Here is a 13669-nt window from a genome sequence, read left to right on the forward strand (position 1 = left end):
GGCTTGAGCGCACCGGTTGTTTCTTCTTCGATCCGGCGCCTGTTGGCGGCGCCTTGGTCTGTCTGCCCATCTATCCCGGCCAGGCGTCTACAGCTTGCGCCCTTCCCGTCGTCTCCTCGGCCTCCGTCCTGCCATCGGCCAGCCCGGCAAGGGGGCACGGCGCGACAGCGGATGACCGAATGTAACGATGACGGCCGTCCCCGGGTATCGGGGGTTTCCCGCCGCCGCTCAGGCCGCCTGGGCCAGCCACTGCGCCGCGCGTTCGGCAATCATCAGCACCGGCGAATTGGTATTGCCGCTGGTGATGGTGGGCATCACGCTGGCGTCGGCGATGCGCAGGGCCTGCAGGCCCTGCACGCGCAGCCGCGCGTCCACCACCGCGCCGGGCTCGCCGGCGCGGCCCATGCGGCAGGTGCCCACGGGGTGGAAGATGGTGGTGCCGATGTCGCCGGCCAGGCGGGCCAGCTCTTCGTCGCTCTGGAACTGCGGTCCCGGCTTGATCTCGCGCGGCCGGTAGCGCGCCAGCGCCGGCATGCCGACGATGCGTCGCGTCAGGCGCAGGCTGTCGGCGGCGACGCGGCGGTCTTCCTCGGTCGACAGGTACAGCGGCTGAATCAGCGGCGCGTCCTGAGGGCGCGGGCTGCGAATCTGCACCGTGCCGCGCGAGCCCGGGTTGAGGTTGCAGACGCTGGCGGTGAAGGCGTTGAAGCGGTGCAGCGGCTCGCCGAAGGCGTCCAGCGACAGCGGCTGGACGTGGTATTCGACGTTGGGCCAGGGCCGGGCCGGGTCGCTGCGCGTGAAGGCGCCCAGCTGCGACGGCGCCATGCTCATGGGCCCGCTGCGCCGCAGCAGGTATTCCAGCGCGATGCCTGCCTTGCCCAAGGGCGAGTGGACGATGCGGTTGAGCGTCTTCACGCCCTCGACCTCGAACACGGCGCGGATCTGCAGGTGGTCCTGCAGATTGGCGCCGACGCCGCTCAGTTCGTGGCGGGGCACGATGCCATGCTGGTGCAGCAGCGCCGCCGGGCCCACGCCAGAGAGCTGCAGGATCTGCGGCGTGCCGATGGCGCCGGCGCAGAGCACGATCTCGCGGGTGGCGCGCGCATGCAAGGCCTCGCCGCCCTGCACCGGCAGGCCTTCGATGCCGACGGCGCGGCCGTTCTCGATGACGATGCGCGACACCTGGGCGCCGGTCCACAGCTCAAGATTGGGCCGGGCCAGCGCCGGACGCAGAAAGGCCTTGGAGGTGTTCCAGCGCACGCCCGTGCGCTGGTTGACCTCGAAATAGCCCACGCCCTCGTTGCTGCCGCGGTTGAAATCGGGCGTGGCCGGAATGCCGGCCTCCTGGGCCGCGGCGGCGAAGGCGTCCAGGATTTCCCAGCTCAGACGCTGGCGCTCGACGCGCCACTCGCGCCCGGCACCGTGAAAGTCGTCGGCGCCGCGCCAGTGGTCCTCGTGGCGCTTGAAGTGCGGCAGGCAGGCCTGCCAGCGCCAGGCCTCGTCGCCCAGGGCCGCAGCCCAGCCGTCGTAGTCGCGCGCCTGGCCGCGCATGTAGATCATGCCGTTGATGCTGCTGCAGCCACCCAGCACCTTGCCGCGCGGGTAGCGCAGGCTGCGGCCGTTGAGCCCGGCCGAGGGCTCGGTCTGGTAAAGCCAATCGGTGCGCGGGTTGCCGATGCAGTAGAGATAGCCCACCGGGATGTGGATCCAGTGGTAGTCGTCGCGCCCGCCGGCCTCCACCAGCAGCACGCGGCAGTTCCTGTCGGCCGACAGCCGGTTGGCCAGCAGACAGCCGGCGGTGCCGGCGCCGACGATGATGAAGTCGAAGGTCGGGGTGTCGTCGTTCATGCGTCGCTCGTTGACTCGTCAGTGGGCTACGGGGCTGGCCAGCACGGGAAACAGCTTGGTCAGGCCGTCGGCCAGCAGTTCCACGGCCATCGCGGCCAGCATCAGGCCCATCAAGCGCGTCATCACGTTGATGCCGGTGCGGCCCAGCACCTTGGCGATGCGGCCCGAGGCCGTGAACACCGCATAGGTGACGAGGCCGATCACCACGCCATAGCCCACCAGCACCGCCAGCTGCCACAGGTGGCGCGTCTTCTCGGCGTAGATGACCATGGTCGAGATCGTCGCCGGCCCGGTGAGCAGCGGGATGGTCAGCGGCACGACCGCGATGCTGGCACCGGCGTCGACCTTCTCCTGGCCCTCCTTCACATCGCCCGGCTTGCTCTCGGCCGGCTGGGCATTGAGCATGGCCAGCGAACTGATCAGGAGCAGCGTGCCGCCGCCGACCTGGAAGGAAGCCAGCGTGATGCCGAAGAACTCGATGATCTTGAGCCCGGCCAGCGCGCTGAGCGCGATCACCAGGAAGGCGGTGAAGGCCGAGACGCGTATCGTCTGCTGGCGCTGTGCCGGCGTGAAGCTCTGCGTGAAGTGGATGAAAAAAGGCACCACGCCTATCGGGTTGACGATCGCGAGCAGGGCGATCAGCGGCTTGAGCAGGTCCATGCGGCCATTGTCGACGCGTCCGATCCCCTTCCGAAGTCGCGTTCCCGCACCCGCAAGGTGCAGCAACGTGCCCCGGGCACCACATTCAAGGGTTTGCCTGGGGGCCCTAAAACAACATTTATGCGTCAGCCCCTTTACAGGCGCGCCACGCCGACAGACATAATAGGTAGTCTGTGTCTGGCAGCCGTACCTTTAGCTTGAATGTTTCACGCAGGGTTGAGCTCCGCATGGTTCGACTGGTACTTTTAAGGGCTCCCCGTGGGAAACAAACTTTACGTCGGTAATCTGGCTTACTCGGTACGCGATGACTCGCTGCTCCAGGCCTTCTCTCAATTCGGCACCGTCTCGTCCGCCAAGGTCATGATGGACCGCGAAACCGGCCGCTCCAAGGGCTTCGGTTTCGTCGAGATGGGCTCGGACGCCGAGGCGCAAGCCGCCATCAACGGCATGAACGGACAGGCCATCGACGGCCGCGCCGTCGTCGTCAACGAGGCCCGTCCTCGCGAAGAGCGGCCGGGCGGCTTCGGCGGCGGCGGCGGTGGTGGCAGCCGCGGTGGCTACGGTGGTGGTGGCGGCGGTGGTGGCTACGGCGGCGGCGGCGGCAGCGGTGGTGCCGGCGGCGGTGGTGGCGGTCGCAGCCCCTACGGCGGTGGCGGTGGCGGCGGTGGCCGCAGCCCCTACGGCGGTGGCGGCGGTGGTGGTGGCCGCAGCGGCGGTGGTGGCGGCTACGGCAGCGGCGGCGGTGGCAGCCGCGGCGGCTACTGATACCTTCCCAGCTGCAAGGGCACTCTGCCAGAGTGCCCACCAGACAAAGGCGCCCGCGGGCGCCTTTTTCATGCCCGGTTGAAGCTCGCTGTAGGGCGGGACCGCGACGGGCAGGCCGCCCTCAGCCGCGCCGCGGCTTGCGCCCGCGCCGGCCCATCACGCGGTCGTACAGCGGATCGGGCAGCAGGCGCAGCAACTTGGCCACGATGGCCATCTGCCACGGAATGACACGCCGGCTGCTGCCGGCCGAAATGGCTTGATAGGCCTGCTCGGCAAAGCGCTCCACCGGCATCAGAAAAGGCATGGAGTACGGGTTGCGTGCCGTCAGCGGTGTGGCGATATAGCCCGGCAGCAGCGTCACCACCTTCAGGCCATGGCGCCGGCATTCGAGACGCAGGCTCTCGCAATAGGCCACCACGCCGGCTTTGCTGGCGCAGTAGGCGCCGTGGCCGGGCAGGCCGCGGACGGCGGCCACGCTGGCCACGCCCACCAGGGTGCCCGAGCCGCGCTGGCGCATCGCGCGCAGAAACGGCTGGAATGTCGCAGCCAGGCCCACATTGTTGATGAGCAGGGTCTCGCGCAGCACCTCAAGATCCTCGCGCTCGGCGCTGTCCATGCCGACGCTGATGCCGGCGCAGGCGATCACCACATCGGGCAGGCCCTGGCGCGCGAGGCAGGCGTCGCCGGCGCCGGCGATGCTGGCTATCTGCGCCACGTCGGCGCCGTAGACGGCCGCGCGCCCACAATCCAAACCCTGGGCCTCGACCCAGGCCTGCAACTCGGTCGCGCGCCGCGCCACCAGGGCCAGCCGCCACCCGGCGCGGGCATAGCGCTCGGCCAGGGCCTGGCCGATGCCGCTTGAGGCGCCGGTGATGAAGACCAACGGCGCCAGGCCTGCGGTGGTGCTGGGTGCGCTCAAGGTGCCGCGCCCCGTGGCGGCGCCAGCACCGTGCGCAGCGGGCCCTTCAATTCGAGCAGGCGGCGGCCATGGTCGTAGTCCAGGCCCTCGGCCTGCATCGTGCTCGCACCTTGGTGTACCAGCACCGGCACCGGCCCGTGTACGCGCTCGGCCGCCAGGTAGAGGTGGAGGAACTCGCTGCGCAGCACCACATCCACGCCCTGGGCGCTGCTGCCTATGAGCTGGGCGCCGCCGCTGAGCTGCATCTCGCTGCCGTCACCTGTGCCCACGGCATAGCGCGCGCTGGCCAGGGTGGAGCGGCCGTCCGGCGCGTAGGCGTGGATCTGCACGCCCTCGATCTCGATGCGGTCGCTGGCCGGAAAGTGGCGCATGCGCGCGCCTTCGATGCGCAGCTTGAGCCGGCCACCGGCGTCGAAACGCTCAAGGGCGAACTGCGTCATCGTGTAGTCGGGGTCGGCGCTGGCGCCGCGCTCGGCCGGCGGTGCAGGCGGCCTCGGCGAATGCTTGGCCAGCCACCAGGTGGCCAGGGCCAGCAAGGCCATCAGCAACAGCGGCAGGTACGACGAGAGCGCGTGGCGCAGGCGCAGATGCCAGGGCGTGTCGGCGCGCGGCCCGGCGCCACGCACCGGGCCCAGTGAGATCGGCACCTCGGGCAGATCGGGCAGGTGGAGCTCGACACTCACTGGCCGTCCAGCGTGCGGGTCTGGGCCTCCAGCAGCCCGGCATAGCGGCCGGCGGCCATCAGCAGCAGGTCGCAGAACTCGCGCGCCGCGCCCAGCCCGCCGGCGGCCGCGGTGACGTGGTGGGCCACGGCCAGCACCTCGGCATGCGCGTTGGGCGGCGCGCAGGCAAAGCCGGCACGCAGCAGCAAAGGCAGGTCGGGCCAGTCGTCGCCGATCACCGCCACCTCGGGCCAGGCCAGGCCCAGCGAAGCCAGCAGCGGCTCGGCCGCAGCCAGCTTGTCGTGCACGCCGTAGACCGCGTGCACCAAGCCCAGATCGGCCACTCGCCGCCGCACGGCCGGCGAATCGCGGCCGGTGATGATGAGGGGCGCGATGCCGCCGGCCTGCAGCAGCTTGAGGCCATGGCCGTCCAGCGTGTGGAAGGCCTTGAAGACCTCGCCCCCTTCGCCGATGTAGAGGCGCCCGTCGGTGAGCACGCCGTCGACGTCGAAGATCGCCGCCTTGATGCCGAGGCCCGCACCCTGGGCGCGCAGCAGCAACTCGGGCGCGAAGCTCAGCGCCGCCGCCATCAGATCACCTTGGCGCGCATCAGGTCGTTGGAATTGAGCGCGCCGACCAGCAAACCCTGGCCATCGATCACCAGCACGCTGGTGATGCGGTGCTGCTCCATCACCTCGGCCGCCTCGACCGCCAGCGCGTCTTCGCGCACCAGGCGCGGGCTGCTGTGCATGACGTCGGCGGCGCAGAGCGTGCGCAGATCGGCGCCGCGCTCGATCAGGCGGCGCAGGTCGCCGTCGGTGAAGATGCCGACGGCGCGGCCGGCGGCGTCGGCGACGGCGGCAAAGCCCAGGCCCTTGCCGGTCATCTCGCGCAGCAGCTCGTGAAAGTGAGCCGCGGGCGCGACGCGCGGCACGGCCTCGCCGCTGCGCATCAGATCGCGCACATGCATCAGCAGCTTGCGGCCCAGGCTGCCGCCGGGGTGGGAGCGCGCGAAGTCTTCCTCGCGGAAACCGCGCGCATCGAGCAGGGCCACGGCCAGCGCGTCGCCCAGCGCCATTTGCGCCGTCGTGCTGGCGGTGGGCGCCAAGTTGAGCGGGCAGGCCTCTTCCTCGACCGCACTGGACACCACCCAATCGGCATGGCGAGCCAGCGTCGAGCCGGCCTGGCCGGTCATCGCCACCAGGGTGACGCCCAGGCGGCGCAGCGCCGGCAGGATGGCCGCCAGCTCGTCGCTCTCGCCGCTGTTGCTGATGGCCAGCACCACATCACCCGTCATCAGCATGCCGAGATCGCCGTGGCTGGCCTCGGCCGGATGCACGAAGAAGGCCGGCGTGCCGGTGGAGGCCAGCGTGGCGGCAATCTTGCGGCCCACATGGCCGCTCTTGCCCATGCCCATCACGACCACGCGGCCGCGGCATTCGAGCATCACCTGCACCGCCCGCGCAAAGCCGGCGTCCTGGCGCGCAGCCAACGCCAGCAGCGCACGCGCCTCGATCTCGAAAGTGCGCGCCGCCAGTGCCAAGGCACGGGCGGCGTCGAAAGCTTGGGGTGGGAGGGCGGGCGGCATGCGGGGGTTGGATACATTCTAGGCATCCATGGCCTCCACCCTCGCCCTCGTCCTGCTGTATCTGGTGGCCGCGGTCATCGGCGTCGTCGCCTGCCGCTCGCTCAGGCTGCCGCCCATGCTGGGCTATCTGGTGGTGGGCGTGCTGATCGGCCCCAATGCGCTGGCCCTGGCCAAGGACACGGCCAGCGTCAAATACCTGGCCGAGTTCGGCGTCGTCTTCCTGATGTTCGTGATCGGGCTAGAGTTCAACTTGCCCAAGCTGCGCAGCATGCGCACCCTGGTCTTCGGCCTCGGTCTCAGCCAGGTGGGGCTCACCATCGTCGGCACCCTGGCCGGCCACTGGGCGCTGATGCAGGGCTACCACGCCCTCACCGGCCGGCCCTGGGGCATGGGCTGGCAGGGCGCGGTGGTGCTGGGCGGCGCCATCGCGATGAGCTCCACGGCCATCGTCGTCAAGCTGATGGCCGAGCGGCTGGAGATGGAAAGTGAGCACGGCAAGCGCGTGATGGGCGTGCTGCTGTTCCAGGACTTGGCCGTGGTGCCGCTCTTGGTGCTGATTCCGGCGCTGGGCTCGCCGGCCGAGGAACTGATGATCGACATGGGCGCGGCCGGGCTCAAGGCCGCGGCGCTGCTGGCCCTGCTGCTGGTGGGCGGCCAGCGCGTGATGCGCTGGTGGCTCACCCAGGTGGCGCGGCGCAAGAGCGAGGAGCTGTTCATCCTCAACCTGCTGCTCATCACACTGGGCCTGGCCTTTCTCACCGAGCTGGCCGGGCTGTCGCTGGCGCTGGGTGCCTTCGTCGCCGGCATGCTGGTGGCCGAAACCGAATACAAGCACCAGGTCGAGACCGACATCCGCCCCTTCCACGATGTGCTGCTGGGCCTGTTCTTCATCACCATCGGCATGAAACTCGACTGGCGCCCGGTGCTGGCGCAATGGCCGCTGGTGCTGGTGCTGACCACCGCGCCGGTGCTGGCCAAGGCGGTGCTGGTGGCGGCGCTGGCGCGGGCCTTCCACGCCACGCCGGGGGTGGCACTGCGCACCGGCCTGTATCTCGCGCAGGCGGGCGAATTCGGCTTCGTGCTGCTGACCCTGGGCGCCGAGCGCGGCCTGGTGGCGCCCGAATGGATGAGCCCGGTGCTGGCCAGCATGGTGCTGTCGATGCTGGCCACGCCCTTCGTCATCCACTACAGCAACCACATCGTCAACAAGCTCAGCGCCAGCGACTGGCTGATGCAGTCGGTGGCGCTGACCTCCATCGCCAAGCGCGCCATCGCCACCGAGCGCCACGTCATCATCTGCGGCTATGGCCGCAGTGGCCAGAACCTGGCGCGGCTGCTGGCGCCCGAGCACATCCCCTACATGGCGCTGGACCTCGACCCCGACCGCGTGCGCCAGGCCGCCGCCGCCGGCCAAAGCGTGGTCTTCGGCGACGCGGCGCGGCTGCAAAGCCTGATGGCCGCCGGCCTGGCGCGCGCCGCCGCGGTGGTGGTGACCTACCACGACACCGCCTCGGCGCTGAAGATCCTGTCGCAGGTGCAGGCCCATGCGCCGCGCGTGCCGGTGATCGTGCGCACGCTGGACGACGCCGACATCGAGAAGCTGCGCGCCGCCGGCGCCACCGAGGTCGTGCCCGAGGCCATCGAGGGCAGCCTGATGCTGGCCGGCCATGCGCTGGCCCTGGTGGGCGTGCCGATGAAGCGCGTCATCCGCATCACGCGCGATGCGCGCGACGCCCGTTACAGCCTGCTGCGCGGCTACTTCCACGGCGCGGACGACGACACCTTCGACGAGCTCGACCAGGCACGGCTGCAAAGCGTCACCGTGCCCGAGGCGGCGCGTTGCATCGGCCAGACCCTGGACGACCAGGCCCTGCACGCGGTGGGCGTGAGCGTGGTCTCGGTGCGGCGCGTCAGCGGCGGCGTGGTCGCCTCCGACCCCTCGCACCTGCTCGCCGCTGGCGACACCCTGGTGCTCTCGGGTCTGCCCGAGCCGCTGGCACTGGCCGAAGAGAAGCTGCTGCGCGGCTGATGCGTCGGCGCCAGGCGGGTGGCCGGCGCCTGCCTATCATCACGCCATGGCCGCCGACCCCAGCACCCCACCCGCGCAATACATCAAGGACCACATCCGCACCGTGCCCGACTGGCCGGCGCCGGGCGTGCAGTTCCGCGACATCACGCCGCTGCTGGCCAATCCGCGCGTCTTCCGCGTGCTGATCGACCAGTTCGTGCACCGCTATTTCGAGACCCGGCCCGACGCCGTGGCCGGGCTCGACGCCCGCGGCTTCATCATCGGCAGCGTGCTCGCCTACGAGCTGGGCGTGGGCTTCGTGCCCATCCGCAAGAAGGGCAAACTGCCCTTCGCGACGGTGGAAGAAACCTACGAGTTGGAATACGGCAGCGCCACGGTGGAGATGCACACCGACGCCGTAGTCCCCGGCTCGCGCGTGGTGCTGATCGACGACCTCATCGCCACCGGCGGCACCATGATGGCCGGCAAGAAGCTGCTCGAACGCATGGGCGCCACCATCATCGAAGGCGCGGCCATCGTCGACCTGCCCGAGCTGGGCGGCTCGGACAAGCTGCGCGCGGCCGGGCTGGCGCTGTTCACGCTGGTGGATTTCGAGGGGCACTGAGCCTCCACCGGCCTGACCGGCCTGTCGGCCGGATTGACACATTCCCACACACAGGCGCGCCAGCAATGCGCCAACTCGCTGTCCTGCCAAGGATTTCTCGCGGTGGCGTGGTATTCGCTTGGCGAACCCAGGCCCATTGGCTTGCACAAGGACAACTCCCCCATGAGACTGCTCGACACCCTCGCCCACACCGCGCGCCCGTTGCGTGCCGTAGCGGCAGCCGCCGCACTCGTCGCCACCACCGTGGCCCCAACGGCGCAAGCCGCCGTCGTGCTGATCCAGTCCGGGGCGGGGGTCATGCTGACGACCGACCTGAATGCCTACTTCAACAGCCTGTCGGGCGTCACCTCCTCGGTGATCGGCGACGCAGCACCACTGTCCGCTGCCGCGCTGGCGGGTGTGGACCTGTTCATCGGCGAAGCCATGGCCAGCACCGACAGCTACTCGGCAGGCGAACTCAGCGCGCTGACGGCCTACGTCACGGGCGGCGGCACGGCCTTTCTGGCAGCCGAGAACAATGGCTTTGCCGCGGCCATTGCCGCCGTCAATGCGGCAGCGGCAAACATGGGCTCGACGATGAGCGTCTCCGCAGCGCAGATCGAGGGCGGTTGCGGCCTGGTCACGGCCAGCGGCGCCCAACTGGCGGGCTCGCTGATGGCCGGGGTCTCGTCGTTTTCCTGGGGCTGCGGTTCCCGGGTCAACGGTGGCACGACCGAGCTGTTCGCAAGCAACCTGAGCGACCGCGTCATCGCCTCCCAGGCCATCGGCGCCGGCCATCTGGTGATTGCCGGTGACAGCAACCTCGCCAACAACGGCATCGCCGCGGGCAACCGTACCTTCTTCGCCAATCTGCTGAACATGGGCTCGACCCACACCGTGCCCGAGCCCGGCACGCTGCTGCTGGTGGCACTGAGCGGCCTGGGCATGCTCGCCTCCAGCCGCCGCCGCGCCGGCTGAAACCACTGGCGCCAGCTCGGCAAGCGACCTGCGTCACTTGCCGATGCAAAACCCAGCGAAGATCTCGCCCAGCAGGTCTTCGCTGCTGAACTCGCCGGTGATCTCGCCCAGCGCGCGATGCGCCAGGCGCAGTTCCTCGGCCAGCAGGTCCAGCGCGGCGTCGCGGGCGGCGGCGTGCAGTTGCGCCAGGCGCAGATGCTCCTGCGTGCGGCGCAGCGCCTGCACATGGCGGGTGCGGGCAATCAGCAGTCCTTCGGGAGCGGCCTGCCAGCCGGCCTGGCGCAGCAAGGCCTGGCGCAGCGCATCGATGCCGGCGCCGGTGCGCGCCGAGAGCGCCAGTCCGCCGGCCGGCGGCACGGCGGCACCGGCCACATCGGCCTTGTTGTAGACCTCGATGCGCGCCAGCGCCGCCGGCAGCCGCGCCGCGATGGCGCGGTCGGCTTCGTCGTAGCCGGGCTCGCCCAGGCGAGCCAGGTCGTGCAGGAAGAGCACGGCGTCGGCCTGCCCAATGGCCTGCCAGCTGCGTGCTATGCCAATGCGCTCCACCGCGTCGGCGGCCTCATGGTCATGGCGCAGGCCGGCGGTGTCGACCACATGCAACGGCACGCCTTCGATCTGTATCGTCTCGCTGACCTTGTCCCGCGTGGTACCGGGGATGGGCGTGACGATGGCCAGCTCGGCACCGGCCAGGGCATTGAGCAGCGAGCTCTTGCCGACATTGGGCTGGCCGGCGATCACCACCTGCATTCCCTCGCGCAGCAGCGCGCCCTGGCGCGCACGCGCCAGCGCCGCGGCCACGGCGTGCTCGATGCCGTCGAGCTGGGCGCGCGCACCGGCCTTCTCGAGAAAGTCGATCTCCTCCTCGGGAAAGTCCAGCGTCGCCTCGACCAGCATGCGCAAGCGCACGGTGTGCTCGGCAATCTGCCCAACCTGCTGCGAGAACTCGCCGCTCAACGAACGCGCGGCCGAACGCGCCGCGGCCTCGGTGCTGGCAGCGATGAGATCGGCCACCGCCTCGGCCTGGGCGAGGTCCATCTTGTCGTTGAGGAAAGCGCGCTCGGTGAACTCGCCCGGCCTTGCCAGGCGCAGGCCGATGGCAGCGCCAGCCTCCAGGCAGCGCGCCAGCAGCAGCTGCAGCAGCACCGGGCCGCCGTGGGCCTGCAACTCGAGCACGTCTTCGCCGGTGTAGGAATGCGGGGCCGGAAAGTGGATCGCCAGGCCGCGGTCGAGCGGCGCGCCATCGGCACCCGCCCCCGACCCGATAAAAGGCAGCAGCGTGGCCATGCGCGGCGCCAGCGGGCGGCCACAGATGGCGGCGATCAGCGGCGCCAGGTCGGGCCCCGAGGCACGCACGATGCCCACCGCGCCACGGCCGGGGGCCGAGGCGATGGCGACGATGGGATCGGAAAGGGCGGCGGCGCGCATCGGGGGTGTTCGATTCTGGCGCGCCGCCGACGGCGGGTGTGGCGCGGGCTGGAGAGGGAGGAGGGCCGCGTGGATCTCCTGCCCGGTCTCCTGAGCCGGCCTCTTTGAAGACCGGGTCGCCCGCATGAACCGATGGTCGGCACCGCGGGCGGTGGCTTCAACCCCCGCTCAGGGGAAGCCCGCCGCCACGGCGTGATCTCTGCACGCTACTTGCCCAGCACGCCCAGCTGCTTGTTGATGAACCACTGCTGGGCGATCGAGAGGATGTTGTTGGTCAGCCAGTACAGCACCAGGCCGGCCGGGAAGAAGAAGAACATGAAGCCGAAGGCCAGCGGCATGATCCACATCATCTTGGCCTGCACCGGATCGGGCGGCGTCGGGTTGAGCCAGACCTGGAACAGCGACGACAGCGTCATCAGCGTCGGCAGGATGTACCAGGGGTCCTTGGCCGAGAGGTCGGTGATCCACAGGATCCAGGGTGCGTTGCGCATCTCCACGCTGGACAGCAGCACCCAGTACAGCGCGATGAAGAAAGGCATCTGCACGAAGATGGGCAGGCAGCCGCCGATGGGGTTGACCTTCTCCTCGCGGTAGATGCGCATCATCTCCTGCTGCATTTCCTGCGGCTTGTCCTTGTAGCGCTCCTTCAGGTCGGCGACGCGGGGCGCCACCGCCTTCATCTTGGCCATGCTGCGGTAGGCGCTGGCATTGAGCCAGTAGAAGGCGATCTTCAGCACCACCACCAGGGCCACGATGGCCCAGCCCCAGTTGGCCAGCAGCCCGTGCAACTGGGTCAGCAACCAGAACAGCGGCTTGGACAGCACGGTCAGCCAGCCGTAGTCCTTGACGAGATCCAGACCCGGCGCCAGCGCAGCGAGCTTGTCTTCCTCCTGCGGGCCGGCAAAGAGCGTCGCGTCCAGCGCCTTGGTGGCGCCCGGCGCCACTTCGCCCAGCGGCAGCACCATGGCCACGGTGTAGTGGTTCTCGGCCACCTTGGCGGTGCGGAACTCGCGCAGGCCCGTCGTCGGCACCAGCCAGGCGCTGGCGAAATAGTGCTGCACCATCGCCACCCAGCCGTTGTCGGCGCTCTTGTCGTGGCTGGCACTGCCCTTGGCGATGTCCTTGAAGTCGACCTTGTGGAACTTGTTGGCGTCGGTGTAGACGGCCGGGCCGGTGAACGTGAAGTAGAAGCTCGACTCGCCCTCGGGCGGGTTGCCGTCGCGCGCCAGCTGCAGGTAGAGCTGGGGTGAGAGCGCAGTGCTGCCCCCGTTGACGAACTCGTGGCGCACCGCCACCGTGTAGCTGCCGCGCTTGAAGGTGTAGATCTTGGCCAGCTTGTGGCCGCCGGGGCCGGTGGCCTCGAAGCGCAGGCTCAGTTCGTTGGCGCCGGCGGTGAGCGTGCGCTCGCCGGGCACGACACTCATGGCCGTCAGGTGATTGGGCAGGGCCGCGCCGGCCTGGGCCGCGATGAGGCCGGTCTGGGCCACGTACAGGCGCTTGGGACTTTGCTCGAGCAGCACGACGTTGCGCGTCGGGTCGATCGGATCATGGTGGGCCAGCAGTTCCAGCCGCACGAGCGAGCCGCCCAGGCTGTCGAAGGTGGCCTTGACGACATCGGTGGTCAGCGTCACCTGCTCGCCGCTGGGCGGCGCCGCCGCCGGCACGGCGGCCGGCGCGGCAGCCGTGGCGCCAGGCACGGCGGCCGGCGCGGGCACGCCTGCCGTTGCCGAGGCCGCCGGCATGCCGCCCGAGGCCGCGCCGGCCGCCGCCACCGGGCGGGTGTTGGGACCGAACATCGAGGCATGGCCGTTGTGCTTCTGCCACGCGTCCCAGATCAGGACGAGCGACATCGAGAAGACCACCCACAGCAGGGTGCGGCGTATATCGGTCATGGCAGGTTCCGGGTCGGCGGTGGGGCGTCGGGCGCCTTGGCGCACAGGCGGGTGAAAAGGCCCGCGGCGGGGTTGGAAAGGCGCTCGGGCACGGGATCGCACCCGCCATCGCACCAGGGCTGGCAACGCAGCAGGCGCCAGCCGGTGAGGGCGCTGCCGGCCAAGGCGCCATGGCGCTGCAAGGCCTGCAGCGCATAGGCCGAGCAAGTGGGCTCGAAGCGACAGGCATTGCCCAGCCAGGGCTTGAGGAAGAAGCGGTAGCCGCGCACGGCGGCCATCAGCACACGCCGAGGCAGCCCCTGCAGGCGCGCCCACATTGT

Annotated in this window: 13 protein-coding genes; 4 read left to right on the forward strand and 9 right to left on the reverse strand. The window is 70.1% G+C overall.

Annotated elements, in window-relative coordinates:
* Nucleotides 1-228 precede the first annotated feature (228 nt).
* Entirely contained in the window at nt 229-1848 is a 1620-nt protein-coding gene (locus JMV16_RS15270; protein WP_201495140.1) for a GMC family oxidoreductase, read from the reverse strand.
* Nucleotides 1849-1866: 18 nt separating this feature from the next.
* Nucleotides 1867-2508, reverse strand: coding sequence for a MarC family protein (locus JMV16_RS15275; RefSeq protein ID WP_201495141.1), 642 nt, complete (start codon nt 2506-2508; stop codon nt 1867-1869).
* Nucleotides 2509-2766: 258 nt separating this feature from the next.
* On the opposite strand from JMV16_RS15275, the gene JMV16_RS15280 reads away from it, so the two are divergent.
* Entirely contained in the window at nt 2767-3273 is a 507-nt protein-coding gene (locus tag JMV16_RS15280) for an RNA recognition motif domain-containing protein (RefSeq protein WP_201495142.1), read from the forward strand.
* Between the two features lie 121 nt (nt 3274-3394).
* On the opposite strand, the gene JMV16_RS15285 is transcribed toward JMV16_RS15280, so the two are convergent.
* Genes JMV16_RS15285 through JMV16_RS15300 form a run of 4 tightly spaced genes read right to left on the reverse strand, consistent with a single transcriptional unit; the run spans nt 3395 to nt 6442 of the window.
* On the reverse strand, nt 3395-4192 hold the full coding sequence (locus JMV16_RS15285; RefSeq protein ID WP_236580531.1) for an SDR family oxidoreductase: 798 nt from the start codon (nt 4190-4192) through the stop codon (nt 3395-3397).
* Entirely contained in the window at nt 4189-4875 is a 687-nt protein-coding gene (lptC, locus tag JMV16_RS15290) for an LPS export ABC transporter periplasmic protein LptC (RefSeq protein ID WP_201495143.1), read from the reverse strand. The genes JMV16_RS15285 and lptC overlap by 4 nt, the downstream gene beginning before the upstream one ends.
* The gene (locus tag JMV16_RS15295; RefSeq protein WP_201495144.1) at nt 4872-5444 is read right to left on the reverse strand and encodes a KdsC family phosphatase; all 573 of its coding nucleotides are present in this window, start codon (nt 5442-5444) and stop codon (nt 4872-4874) included. The genes lptC and JMV16_RS15295 overlap by 4 nt, the downstream gene beginning before the upstream one ends.
* Nucleotides 5444-6442, reverse strand: coding sequence for an SIS domain-containing protein (locus JMV16_RS15300; RefSeq protein ID WP_201495145.1), 999 nt, complete (start codon nt 6440-6442; stop codon nt 5444-5446). The genes JMV16_RS15295 and JMV16_RS15300 overlap by 1 nt, the downstream gene beginning before the upstream one ends.
* A 28-nt stretch (nt 6443-6470) precedes the next feature.
* Between JMV16_RS15300 and JMV16_RS15305 the strand changes: the two genes are divergently transcribed.
* The 3 genes from JMV16_RS15305 (at nt 6471) to JMV16_RS15315 (ending at nt 10032) form a co-directional block, all read left to right on the forward strand.
* The gene (locus JMV16_RS15305) at nt 6471-8471 is read left to right on the forward strand and encodes a cation:proton antiporter (RefSeq protein WP_201495146.1); all 2001 of its coding nucleotides are present in this window, start codon (nt 6471-6473) and stop codon (nt 8469-8471) included.
* Between the two features lie 46 nt (nt 8472-8517).
* A complete protein-coding gene (locus JMV16_RS15310) occupies nt 8518-9075 on the forward strand; it encodes an adenine phosphoribosyltransferase (protein ID WP_201495147.1) in 558 nt (185 codons plus the stop codon).
* A gap of 162 nt (nt 9076-9237) precedes the next feature.
* Complete coding sequence (locus JMV16_RS15315; RefSeq protein ID WP_201495148.1) at nt 9238-10032, forward strand: PEP-CTERM sorting domain-containing protein; 795 nt, start codon at nt 9238-9240, stop codon at nt 10030-10032.
* Between the two features lie 33 nt (nt 10033-10065).
* On the opposite strand, the gene mnmE is transcribed toward JMV16_RS15315, so the two are convergent.
* The 3 genes from mnmE to yidD form a co-directional block, all read right to left on the reverse strand.
* The gene (gene mnmE / locus JMV16_RS15320; protein WP_201495149.1) at nt 10066-11457 is read right to left on the reverse strand and encodes a tRNA uridine-5-carboxymethylaminomethyl(34) synthesis GTPase MnmE; all 1392 of its coding nucleotides are present in this window, start codon (nt 11455-11457) and stop codon (nt 10066-10068) included.
* Between the two features lie 206 nt (nt 11458-11663).
* Nucleotides 11664-13349, reverse strand: coding sequence for a membrane protein insertase YidC (yidC, locus tag JMV16_RS15325; protein WP_201495150.1), 1686 nt, complete (start codon nt 13347-13349; stop codon nt 11664-11666).
* Nucleotides 13346-13666 carry a membrane protein insertion efficiency factor YidD gene (gene yidD, locus JMV16_RS15330; protein WP_201495229.1) on the reverse strand — a complete coding sequence of 107 codons (321 nt, stop codon included), beginning with the start codon at nt 13664-13666 and terminating at the stop codon, nt 13346-13348. The genes yidC and yidD overlap by 4 nt, the downstream gene beginning before the upstream one ends.
* Nucleotides 13667-13669 lie beyond the last annotated feature (3 nt).

Source organism: Rubrivivax sp. A210, assembly GCF_904426505.1.
GTDB lineage: Bacteria > Pseudomonadota > Gammaproteobacteria > Burkholderiales > Burkholderiaceae_C > Rubrivivax.

Bases quoted from the DNA above. Each gene is read 5' to 3' on its own strand.
- JMV16_RS15270 (WP_201495140.1), bottom strand. From the start codon at position 1,848: ATGAACGACGACACCCCGACCTTCGACTTCATCATCGTCGGCGCCGGC.
- JMV16_RS15275 (WP_201495141.1), bottom strand. From the start codon at position 2,508: ATGGACCTGCTCAAGCCGCTGATCGCCCTGCTCGCGATCGTCAACCCG.
- JMV16_RS15295 (WP_201495144.1), bottom strand. From the start codon at position 5,444: ATGGCGGCGGCGCTGAGCTTCGCGCCCGAGTTGCTGCTGCGCGCCCAG.
- JMV16_RS15300 (WP_201495145.1), bottom strand. From the start codon at position 6,442: ATGCCGCCCGCCCTCCCACCCCAAGCTTTCGACGCCGCCCGTGCCTTG.
- JMV16_RS15305 (WP_201495146.1), top strand. From the start codon at position 6,471: ATGGCCTCCACCCTCGCCCTCGTCCTGCTGTATCTGGTGGCCGCGGTC.
- JMV16_RS15310 (WP_201495147.1), top strand. From the start codon at position 8,518: ATGGCCGCCGACCCCAGCACCCCACCCGCGCAATACATCAAGGACCAC.
- JMV16_RS15315 (WP_201495148.1), top strand. From the start codon at position 9,238: ATGAGACTGCTCGACACCCTCGCCCACACCGCGCGCCCGTTGCGTGCC.
- mnmE (WP_201495149.1), bottom strand. From the start codon at position 11,457: ATGCGCGCCGCCGCCCTTTCCGATCCCATCGTCGCCATCGCCTCGGCC.
- yidC (WP_201495150.1), bottom strand. From the start codon at position 13,349: ATGACCGATATACGCCGCACCCTGCTGTGGGTGGTCTTCTCGATGTCG.
- yidD (WP_201495229.1), bottom strand. From the start codon at position 13,666: ATGTGGGCGCGCCTGCAGGGGCTGCCTCGGCGTGTGCTGATGGCCGCC.